This is a genomic window from Flavobacterium sp. P1_E4 (genome assembly GCF_056405915.1).
On record NZ_JBFUBE010000041.1, the window covers coordinates 1 to 10,788 of the forward strand.

Sequence of the window (10,788 nt, forward strand, 5' to 3'; positions counted from 1 at the left end):
GTAATCTCATCGTAATCTCATCCTGAAAGCCTTTTGATACCAGTTCAAATGCATTAAACTCTTGTGGAGGTTTGATTTTCTCCTCAAAATACAAGTGTAATATTTCTTCTGTGTTAGTAGCGGAAATCACTTCAAAGTGATCTACTAAAAAATCAGGTAGCATAAATTTTAAAAGGTCTATAGGAGTCATCTCTAATTCTTAGATTACAAAGCTCTTATTTTATTTTGACATTTCCTCCCCAGGTTTTGTTCTTGATCCCCTATACTGAATTACCATAACAAGCCATACATCGTTTTCGTAAGGTTAAAATAGCAGCTACATCGGAAAATACAGTTGCGCTCCTCGATAAATAATCGTTTTACTTTAGCAATAGAAATAATTACTAATTTAAAACAACAGTATTATGAAAGCGATTTTAAAACTTAGTCTGGTAGTTTTGGTAGCGATGACTACAATGAGTACCTATGCAATCGACGGTGATTTTTTACTTAACGTAAAAAAAGGAACTGGTAAAGAAATTAGTTTTTCTGTGAATGAGATTCAGAAAGCCAATGTAACGATCTACGATAAATTCCATAATGTAATCTATTCTGAGACTGCCACGGGCAAAGGAGGGATTTTGAAAACCTACAGCCTAGAGGAATTTCCTGAAGGGGTTTACTTTTTGGAGGTGGAAACCAACCTAAAGAAAGTGATCCATGAGATTGTGATCACCAACGAGGTGTCTACATTGTCTAGAAAATCCGTGGCCGAGGTCTACAAGGGGGATCTTAAAATGAAGAACCAAAATGTGGCAACGGTAAATTAAATTAATTAGTTTAATTGGATTGTTTTTGAAAGACACAACTTACTTCGAAAGTATAAAAACAGCTCCTCTTTGGGGCTGTTTTTTTTGTTTATGGAGCAGATCTAAACTTGAATCAATAACAACAATTAAATGCTGTTCTGAAAACGTCCTTGCATGAGGGATGGAAATGGCATCTCGCGATTTAGAAAAACAAGGCTTTTTGCCGTAGTTTTTGTTAAGCGGGAATACAATGGACAGCCCGACCCGCAGGGACATGCCCATAATAGAACTTATAGATGTGAAAAAAGCTCCATTATTTCTAGTGAAGTTTCTAATTTGTTAGAATTGTAATGATTATGTTTTAGATATCTAGTTTTCTGTGCAAATAATCAGAATAGAAACCAGACAGTATCAAAGCAATTACTGTACTTAGTCCAAAAAAAGGATTAATGTTGATCAGTGAATCTTCGGAATTGACAATTACAAATGAACCATAACCGAGGTATCCATATATTGATGATAAAAGGGCAAACATGGAGGCCAAGATCGATACTCCTCTAATTCTAAAACGAAATGAGGCCCATAATAATATTATAATGAATAGATACTGATCATTTGGATGGTCATATGCAATTAGGACACAAACTAATACTGTAGCTAATCCTAATAAAATTGCTTCTAAAAGTGATGTTGAAATAATTTTTATGTGATGACGATAGAACCAAGATATTAGAAAAGGAGTTATAAGGATAGTGCCTATTAAATCACCTTTCCATAGAGTTGTCCAATTGGAAATAAAGTGATTTGGGGTACTTAATCCCCAAAACGAAATAGCCGAAACACATAATAGAGAACAGATGCCACAATATAAAACACTAATTGCTAAAAAGGCTATAACTGAAGATCCTGTTTTTAATGGGTAATCATTTTTGTTGATTAAATTAATTAAATAAGCGCTAATAGTTACTCCAATAGCTACGCCAGTAGCTACAGACGCTGAAGAGAGCATAGTTTCGAGTAATGATTTGTCCAGCATTTTGCAAACATCCCAAAAGGAAAACATATTTGCTACAAAAGATCCAATCCAAACTCCAGCTATAGCTTTGCGTCCTACAATTAAAATAGCTGCAAGCGCAAATCCTACATCGGGGAAAATTGGAGAGAGATTGTCTGGGGAGACAGTTATTCTAAAGCTCAAAAATGCAAGTATATTGAAAACTAATGCAACAAAAATAATTTTAAATAAAGTAGATTTTAAATAAAATGGAGTGTAATAATCGTTTGCCTCTAATTTATACATAATGAATTGATTTTTGTATTCTTTTGAAATTCAGAAAACTGATGAAACAAATTTAGTATTTAATTTTTAATTGTATTTTCTTTACTTACTTAAAAGTTGATTTTGTAGCTTATAAATACATTTTTTTTGGTATTTACTTTGTAATAACATTAAATCGAAATTTATATGATAATGTTTATTTTGAAAAGAAAAAAAAAGAGACTGTTTTATACAGTCTCTATAATAATTTAAATAAAATTGAAATTACATTGTAATAGGAAATTCAATTCCGTTTTGAGTATAAGTGCCTTTATTGTCACAATCTCCATTACCATAATCAATAGTTCCGTTCATAAGAGTCGTTTCAACATTTAGTTTTCCTTTGGATACATAATCACAAGAGAAATTTTTAACTAAAGGTTCTAAAACAGTTAAAGTAATTTTGGCCCCATTTTGTTTAGTAACAGTATGAGTTCCTTCTATCATTTCGTACGTATTGTCAGTTAAAGTAAGAGTGTCAACACCAGCAGTTTGTTTTATAGTATAAGAACCTGCGTTTTGATACACATCACCTTTAGTATCTGTGAAAATTCCGTTGGTAACTGTTCTTGTCCATTGCGGTACAGTTGTAGTTATGTTTTTATATACAATTGTTCCTTCTACTTTATTGCCATTTACAGAGTAATTTATTCTTTCAACAGTCATAGTGCTGTTTGTTTCTGTAATATAATTAGAAAAAGTGATTTTTAATTTTCCTTTTCTAGTAATTCCATTTGTTACGCAACCAGTTCCAAAATCTGCATAGAAAGTTTTAGGAAAAGTATCTGTTTGTGGATCCATGGTTACTGTTTCACATGAACTTGTTAAAGATTTTCCTGTTTTTTTAGTAGTTAATTTATCGAAAGATATTTGAGTTCCAGTTTGAACATCCATTTCATTTATCACATCAATAGAAGCAGATACTACTACTGAACTATTGTCGGTAGCACCCAAAGAATCTTCTTTAGTACATGAAATAAATAGAAAACAAGTAAGGGTAAATGCTGCTGATAAATAAAAAATTTTCTTCATAAAATTTAATTTTTTGGTTAAGTTTATTGTTTTGGGTAGGCAAATTTATTATTTTAAATGAATTATTGATTGGAATTACTGTTAAATATTAAGGAATACATTTTTATTTTGTAGCTTTTGTTTAAAAGCCACATCTATTAACGAATTGTTTAAAAATAAATTGTAAGTAATTGTAAGCCAAACTTTTTTATGAGTATGGCTTTACTGCTGTTTATATGAAAATCGTATTACAGTTAATGGATTTTGAAATGACTGGAAACGTTTGGTAATTCAGCTAAATCAAGTTCTAGTTCAGTTGTGCCATTATCTACAAATGCGCCTACAGTAAAGGAACCATAAGCATAAAAATTAAGTTCAGCAGATTGTTTGTCGACTTTTACAAGCTTGAAAGGAGCATCTCCAAACGTATTGTGCAAAGCAAATAAGACTAGGTCGCCGTTTTTTAGTGGGTTGTTTTTGGGATTTGTTGAAACTACCTGCAGGCTTATTTTATACAATCCTTTGGTTTCTTCAATAACAGTTGCTTTTAGCTCACGCTCATTGCTTATAGCGCTTGATTTCCATTGTCCTTTTTGAGGATCATGGTGATGAATAATGTGGCCTTTATGCAGTTTCATTTTGGCTTCATCGATCATTTTATCTACATACAGTTCTATATTTTCTTTTCCTTTTTTGGTCTCGCCAGAGTCGGTTAAATTTTTGACAACAGTTTGAATTTTGGCACCCGAAAGAGAAGGTTCGTTTACCTTGTCAATTAATGCTTTGGTCAATTGTTCTTTTTCTTGAACCAAACTTTGAATCAGGATAATCTTTTTGTCTTTTTGTTGGTTCTCTTCTTTAGCTTCAAGAATCTTTTCTTTAGCAATTTCCAGTTCTCTACGGATCAAATTATCGTCTGCATATTTGTATTTATTGGATAATACCAAACGCATATAATTATATCCGATGAACAAGCCTAGAAAGCCAAAATAGAAAAGGATGCCTATTGTATAGATATTCAATAATTGTCCATCGTATTTTGAAGCTACCCTTATATACTCACCAAATGAAAGGATGTATGCTGGGATTTCTTTTAGATTGACTAATACAAGTCCTATAATTATTTTGCTCAACCAATCTGAAATATCAGTTAAACTATTATTGAGTGAATAATTGGTTTCCTTTTTGTTGCCTCGTTTGGGCATACCAAATAAAGTACCTAGAAAAAAAGAACTTATAAAAGCGGCTATTCCTAATGTCAAGCCTATGAAAAGAATTTTTCCACCCATTTCGGGAATCGTGATGGGAAAACCAATAACGGGAACCATTCCTAAAAAAAGCCCCATATATAAAGTGAGTAAAACTGAAGTTTCAGCTTCTTTACCTGTGTTTTTTTCTTTCTCTAATTCCGTTTCATTTTGACTTTTGGTTTCGTGATTCGTCATAAGCGTAGGTTTTAATTAGGTTCAAAATCAAATCAGTTTTAAATTGGTTTGCGGAGCTTAATTTTAAATAAAGAAATGAACTCATTTCCCAAAAAGGAGGGGCGTTTTTAAAGAAAAAACGAAAATTACGAGAATCTAAGAAGCCAAATAAAAAAAACGTTTATTTCTTTCAATTCTTAAAATTAAACAAAAAAACAACAAAAAGGAAGTATAAGTGCTTATTTTAAAGAAATTACCTTTGTATTTTTTTAAATTTTGAATAAAAAAGAATACTTTTTAAACATAAAAAAACCTGCAAGTTTTAGCTTGCAGGTTTGTATTTTTCCTTTTAAAAAGGAAAATAAAATTATTTGATCAAATCAAAACTTCTTTTAACGAAAGCCGTAAGTTCTTCGCCTTTCAACAGGTTTTGAGATAATTTGGCCAAATCCAAAGCTTGTTTTACCAAACTTTCCTGAGCCGATTTGTCTTTGTTATTCAAAATGCTTGTAGCCAAATCAGAATTGGTATTTACAACCAAATTATACATTTCTGGCATATTACTCATTCCGAACATTCCACCACCACCAGATTGACTCATTTCTTTCATTCTACGCATAAATTCTGGTTGCGTAATGATAAATGGAGCTGCATTGCTGTCTAACGCTTCCAATTGTACTGTATATGCTTTTGGAATATAAGTTTCTAATGAAGTTTTTAAACTTTCTTTTTCTTCTTCCGATAATTTAGAAATTGCGGCGTCTTCTTTCTTGATTAAGTTATCAATATGATCAGAATCGACGCGAACGAAATGCAATCCACTGTTATCTCCTTCAATTTTTTGAATTAAATGTGAGATAATTGGAGAATCCAAAAGCAATACTTCGTATCCTTTATCTTTTGCAATTTCGATATAAGAGTGTTGCGCTTCTTTATTTCCAGCGTATAAAACAACCAGTTTTCCATCTTTGTCTGTTTGTTTTTCTTTTAGGTTTTCTTTTAATTCTTCAAGAGTGAAGTATTTGTCGTCTACTGTTGGGTACAATACAAAGGCTCCAGCTTTTTCGTAGAATTTATCCTCAGAAAGCATTCCGTATTCAAGAACGATTTTGATATCATTCCATTTTTGCTCAAAATCTTCTCTGTTTTCATTGAATAAAGATTTCAATTTATCGGCAACTTTACGAGTGATATAGTTTGATATTTTCTTTACTGCACCATCAGCTTGTAAACCTGAACGAGAAACATTCAAAGGAATATCTGGAGAATCAACAACACCGCGAAGCATCATCAAGAATTCAGGAACAATTCCTTCTACATTATCCGTTACGTACACTTGGTTTTGGTACAACTGAATTTTGTCTTTCTGAATTTGCAAGTCAGAACCTAATTTTGGAAAATATAAAATACCAGTTAAATTAAAAGGATAATCTACATTCAAATGAATATGGAATAATGGCTCCTCAAATTGCATTGGGTACATTTCACGGTAGAAATCTTTGTAATCAGCATCCGTTAATTCAGTTGGTTGTTTTGTCCAAGCTGGGTTTGGATTGTTGATGATGTTGTCAACTTCTACTTCTGTAAAAGTATTTTCTTTGTCTTCAGATTCAACAAATTCACCTTTCTTTTGTTCTATTTTTTCTTTTTTTGTTCCAAATTTAATTGGAATAGGCATGAACTTATTGTACTTGCTCAACAAGCCAGAGATTTTAAATTCTTCCAAGAATTCAAGAGAATCTTCTGCAATATGCAAAATGATTTCAGTACCTCTAGTCGTTTTGTCAGCTGGTTCCAATGTGAATTCAGGGCTTCCGTCACAAGTCCAGTGAGCCGCTGGTTCATCTTTGTATGATTTGGTGATGATTTCCACTTTTTCTGCAACCATAAAAGCAGAGTAAAAACCAAGTCCAAAATGACCTATGATTCCTGAATCTTTGGCAGAATCTTTATATTTATCCAAGAATTCTTCAGCTCCTGAGAAAGCTACCTGATTGATGTATTTTTCAACTTCATCGGCAGTCATTCCCAATCCTTGGTCAATGATGTGGAGTTTTTTCCCTTCTTTATCAATTTTAACTTCAATAATCGGAGAACCATATTCAACTTTGGCTTCACCAATACTGGTAAGGTGCTTTAATTTTAAAGTCGCATCGGTTCCGTTTGAAATCAATTCACGCAAGAAAATTTCGTGGTCACTGTATAGGAACTTCTTGATTAAGGGAAAGATGTTTTCAACCGAAACATTAATTTTACCTGTTGTCATATTTTATATTTATTAATGGTTTTACAATCGGTTAAAGTAACTTTCAAATAGAGTACCAATTGTTATGGGAGTGACAAATTGTCGTAAGTGAATTGTATAAATTAGGGTTCGATTAATTTATTTTGGAGCAGAAAGATTTGGCATTTCAGGCTACATTGGTCCCGCTTTCCGTTTCACACGAGCGATAGCGAACTGACGAAGTAATCTTATAAGCCCAACCCTGGCTTATAAGGATTTCGACTATAATAGGGGCTGAGGGGAGGAATTTTGCATTTTTGCAATAGACAATGGCGCTATCATATACGAGAAGGTTTAACACAAAATAGAATCACGCTATTACCAGCTGGGATTTTATTATTCTTTATGACTCAATTTCATCAATTGAATTCTCGCTTTTACTTTTTGTGCGAATTAATTTCAAACCCAATTTCCCAATCAAAATTATTATCAGAATGAATATTATGCTACCTACCAAAGTTCCAACAAGATATGCTATTCCCGAACTTGTAGATTCCTTTATTCGGTTAATACTTATCATAAACCCATTAGGTACAGTTGCCACTACAGCGACAGATAATAGTGCCGCAATAATTATCAAAAAACAACCACAAATCTTTTTTAATATTCTCATAATAATTTAATTCCTTTTTTAAGTCGTTACGGTTTGGTGGTAACGTTCTAGCCTATTATAAATTTATAATTGTTTACTTATACTAGTGTTTAAGATTGGGATTTTTTTCTGTATTTGCCAATAATGACCAAAAGGATCTTTGAACATTCCTTGTCTATAACCATAATCGTGATCTTCGGCAGGATTGATTTCTGTTGCTCCCGCCTGAATCGCTTTTTGCATTACTTCATCTACATTAGGGATAAACAAACCGATGACTGCTGTTACTCCCTTTGCACTTATTGGTTCAAGAGCATCACGCATTGTTTCGTGTAGGTGAAAAATTGCACCGTTAATTTCCAATTCTACAACGTGAATACTTCCGTCATCGTTCAGAAAACGAAAATGTTCTGTGGCTCCAAATTTTATGTAAAAATCAATATTGAACGTGCCATTGGGGATGTGCAGTTCAGGGGCAAAATGCGTTGCGTTGTCTGTTGTTGCCATGATGATTTGTTGTATTATTTTCAGTTTGTGTGCATGGTTGCAAATCTGCGCTATCGGGCTTACTTTAAATTGTTAAGTCATTTTCAGATTTCATATCTATGGCTTTCTGCAATTTTTTTTCAAATATTGACGCAGCAGCTGCAACTGCGATAGAAACAAAAGCGGTCAAGAAACAAATGGCAAGAAAACCAGCAGGGTCGTCGTCTTTATTATGAAATATCCTTATGTATATTCCTGCCGCAACAATTAAAATGCTTAATAGAATTGCGCAATATTTTATACTTCTTAAAGCTCTTATTGAGTTTAGTGAAAGCAATTTATCTTGTCCGATATATCCAAGTAATTTGAATGCTTTGTACAAAGCAACAAAAAAAGCAATTGATGATGCATATCCATACAAGATAAAAGGGTCGGAGTAAATACTGAACAGGTCTAAGTTCTTGGCTCTTCCCTCGGTCAAAGGTAACCCAATCATAATGGAAAGTGCCACAATACAGATAAACACGATGGCCACTTGAAGCAATAGTATTGAGAATTTTTTCATAATGATTATATAAATTTTATCATTTTTAGAAAATTTGATGTCTTTGCCAAAACTCCCAAATACAAAACAAACTTTCCATTAAGCCAATTGCCTAAATCCGTTGTAGCTGTTGTGAGTTCGGTTTTTTATTTATTTCAATTTTCCGTTTATTTTTCATTTTCAAAGTAATTCTTTTATTCAATATTCAAGGAATAAAGCCAGTATTTTTTGCCTAATCTTGGTTCTAATTCTCGTAATATTTCAAAACCTAATTTTTCATAAATATGTCTTGCTTTACTCATCATTTCCGAAGTATGTAAAGCAACAGTTTTTTCTCCGTTTTGTTTGGCAAACTGAATACAATTTTCGGTTAACTTTTTTCCAATTCCATTTCCTCTAAATTCTGGATCAACAGTTACAAATCTTATGTAACACCAATTTTTATCATAAATTTCTGTTGGATTTCCATTCGGCACAAGAAAACTCATTCCAATTATTTCTTCGTTTTTGTTTTCGCAAACTACGGAATAAGATTTTTCTAATAAATCTATGAATGTTTTTTCGCTGGTTAAAGTTTTATGGAGATTTTGCCAATTTTCGGTTGTCAGTTCACTTTTAAATTCAGTCCAAGTTTTCAGTGCCAATTTCATTATCGGATTTAAGTCATTAATATTTCCTTTTCGATAATTCATTTATTTCTTGTTTTAATTTTGATTTTTTAGTCGCTTTTCTTTTGATTTTCTGTCGTTCGAAACTGACGCACAATGTCTTGGTACTACAGCGGGTTTTGGACTAAATTAAGCCCATTCTTCGGATTTGCCAAATTATCCCAAATACAAGACCATTTTTCCATTAAGCCTATTGCCCAAATCCGTTGTAGCTGTTGGCGGTTCAGTCTTTTAGCAGTTATGTTATTATGTTTAGTTATTTTCAAGTTCTAACCATTTTTCATAAGTTAAAACTCCATTATCAATTTTCGATTCTCCTTCTAAAACTGAAATAAATTCTAATGAATGACCGTCAGGGTCTTCAAAATAAATTGAGATTGCAGGTACCCAAGCAAAAACCATTGGTTCCTCTTTTCCATTATTTAGAAAGTTTCTGGGTTTTAAATTATGTGATTTTAAAAAGTCAACAGACTCATTAAGTATAAAATCTTTATCACATTTAAAAGCGAAATGACGTTTGTCAATTTGTTCTTTTGGCTTTTCCCAAATTCCTAACATAGCTTCTTTAGATTTCCCAATCCAAAAAAATGCAATTCTTCTTTCTTTTTCAGAATAGCAATGTTCAAGACCGAGAACATTTTTATAGAAATCAATTGAAATTTCTAAATTTTCAACAAATAAGTGAGTTTCATAAAGTCCTTTTATCATACTAAAATATTCAAGATTAGATTTTTGCTTTTAGATAGTATTCTCTGTTTCAGATGCAGACTGACCGCCAACGTCTTGGTACTACAGCGGGTTTGGGACTAAATTAAACTCATACTTCGGATTTGCCAAATCATCCCAAATACAAAACCATTTTACCATTAAGCCTATTGCCCAAATCCGTTGTAGCATCTGTTGGCAAACGTTTTTTTAGACCTAATTTTTATTTCCAAAAATCATTTATTTTGCTAAATTGTTCTTCGTTATCGCCTTGATTTTCATATTTGTATAAATTATCCCAATATATTTTTCCGCCAATTTTAACGAATACTTTATAATATCCTTTTGCAAGAGTCCCTAGGTTCATTTTAAAACTGTTTGAAGATTGCCCGCTAAGAGAAAAATTTGAATTTGAGATAATTGATTGTTCGGTGTACAAATTTGTACTCAAAATATTGCTGAAGTCTACATCTTGATGAATTTTTTCTGGATTTGCTGATACAAACCAAACATCTGTAACATTTTCTTGTGCTAAAATGTAAACTGATTCGTTTGCAGGATTAGGATAAAGTAAAAACTTGTTATTTACTAAAACATTTGGGTTTCCAAATTTTAATACTGTACCGTCTATGTCTTGTCTAAAATTAACTCCTGTGACTAAGTTTATTGAATTCTTATCAGTTTGAACCTCTGTTTCATCTTTGTTACAGCTTAGTGCCAAAATAGAGATAAGTAAAAAAAGCTTTTTTTTCATATTAATTATTATGTATTTTTTGGTTTACAGTTAGTTGTGGTAAAATGTTTCCCAACGTCAGTCTGTGAAAAAACCTCCGTTTGTATATCACCAAATATAACAAAAAAGTTGTGTCAAAACAGGAATTTTCGTATTTTTAAGAATGCAGCATATCACAGGAATTTCCCGTCATCAGATGCGTTTTTCTAGTTTAGAAGACGCTATAAGTCCCGAT

General features: G+C 32.3%; 11 protein-coding genes and 1 pseudogene. 2 read left to right on the top strand and 10 right to left on the bottom strand.

From position 1 onward, the window contains the following. A pseudogene (locus AC1DY0_RS18535) lies at positions 1-190 on the bottom strand (ISAon1 family transposase N-terminal region protein); the annotation flags it as partial. Positions 191-404: 214 nt separating this feature from the next. Between AC1DY0_RS18535 and AC1DY0_RS18540 the strand changes: the two are divergent. After that, positions 405-809: a secretion protein gene (locus AC1DY0_RS18540; protein ID WP_477190063.1), complete on the top strand. Its 405-nt coding sequence runs from the start codon at positions 405-407 to the stop codon at positions 807-809. A 340-nt stretch (positions 810-1,149) separates the two neighbouring features. On the opposite strand, the gene AC1DY0_RS18545 is transcribed toward AC1DY0_RS18540, so the two are convergent. The 4 genes from AC1DY0_RS18545 to htpG all read right to left on the bottom strand — a co-directional run bounded on the left by AC1DY0_RS18545 (position 1,150) and on the right by htpG (position 6,807). Further along, on the bottom strand, positions 1,150-2,088 hold the full coding sequence (locus tag AC1DY0_RS18545; protein ID WP_477190064.1) for an MASE1 domain-containing protein: 939 nt from the start codon (positions 2,086-2,088) through the stop codon (positions 1,150-1,152). A gap of 243 nt (positions 2,089-2,331) precedes the next feature. Beyond that, positions 2,332-3,138 carry a hypothetical protein gene (locus AC1DY0_RS18550; protein WP_477190065.1) on the bottom strand — a complete coding sequence of 269 codons (807 nt, stop codon included), beginning with the start codon at positions 3,136-3,138 and terminating at the stop codon, positions 2,332-2,334. A 233-nt stretch (positions 3,139-3,371) separates the two neighbouring features. Then, positions 3,372-4,562: a pYEATS domain-containing protein gene (locus AC1DY0_RS18555; protein WP_477190066.1), complete on the bottom strand. Its 1,191-nt coding sequence runs from the start codon at positions 4,560-4,562 to the stop codon at positions 3,372-3,374. A 346-nt stretch (positions 4,563-4,908) separates the two neighbouring features. Then, positions 4,909-6,807, bottom strand: coding sequence for a molecular chaperone HtpG (gene htpG, locus AC1DY0_RS18560; protein ID WP_477190067.1), 1,899 nt, complete (start codon positions 6,805-6,807; stop codon positions 4,909-4,911). Positions 6,808-7,259: 452 nt separating this feature from the next. On the opposite strand from htpG, the gene AC1DY0_RS18565 reads away from it, so the two are divergent. After that, positions 7,260-7,448, top strand: coding sequence for a hypothetical protein (locus AC1DY0_RS18565; protein WP_477190068.1), 189 nt, complete (start codon positions 7,260-7,262; stop codon positions 7,446-7,448). A gap of 53 nt (positions 7,449-7,501) precedes the next feature. On the opposite strand, the gene AC1DY0_RS18570 is transcribed toward AC1DY0_RS18565, so the two are convergent. From AC1DY0_RS18570 to AC1DY0_RS18590, 5 genes are all read right to left on the bottom strand, one after another. Continuing rightward, entirely contained in the window at positions 7,502-7,924 is a 423-nt protein-coding gene (locus tag AC1DY0_RS18570) for a VOC family protein (RefSeq protein WP_477190069.1), read from the bottom strand. Between the two features lie 64 nt (positions 7,925-7,988). Then, entirely contained in the window at positions 7,989-8,468 is a 480-nt protein-coding gene (locus AC1DY0_RS18575) for a DUF2975 domain-containing protein (protein ID WP_477190070.1), read from the bottom strand. Positions 8,469-8,641: 173 nt separating this feature from the next. Continuing rightward, the gene (locus tag AC1DY0_RS18580; RefSeq protein WP_477190071.1) at positions 8,642-9,139 is read right to left on the bottom strand and encodes a GNAT family N-acetyltransferase; all 498 of its coding nucleotides are present in this window, start codon (positions 9,137-9,139) and stop codon (positions 8,642-8,644) included. Between the two features lie 228 nt (positions 9,140-9,367). Next, positions 9,368-9,823, bottom strand: coding sequence for a VOC family protein (locus tag AC1DY0_RS18585; protein WP_477190072.1), 456 nt, complete (start codon positions 9,821-9,823; stop codon positions 9,368-9,370). Between the two features lie 220 nt (positions 9,824-10,043). Beyond that, complete coding sequence (locus tag AC1DY0_RS18590) at positions 10,044-10,574, bottom strand: hypothetical protein (RefSeq protein ID WP_477190073.1); 531 nt, start codon at positions 10,572-10,574, stop codon at positions 10,044-10,046. Positions 10,575-10,788 lie beyond the last annotated feature (214 nt).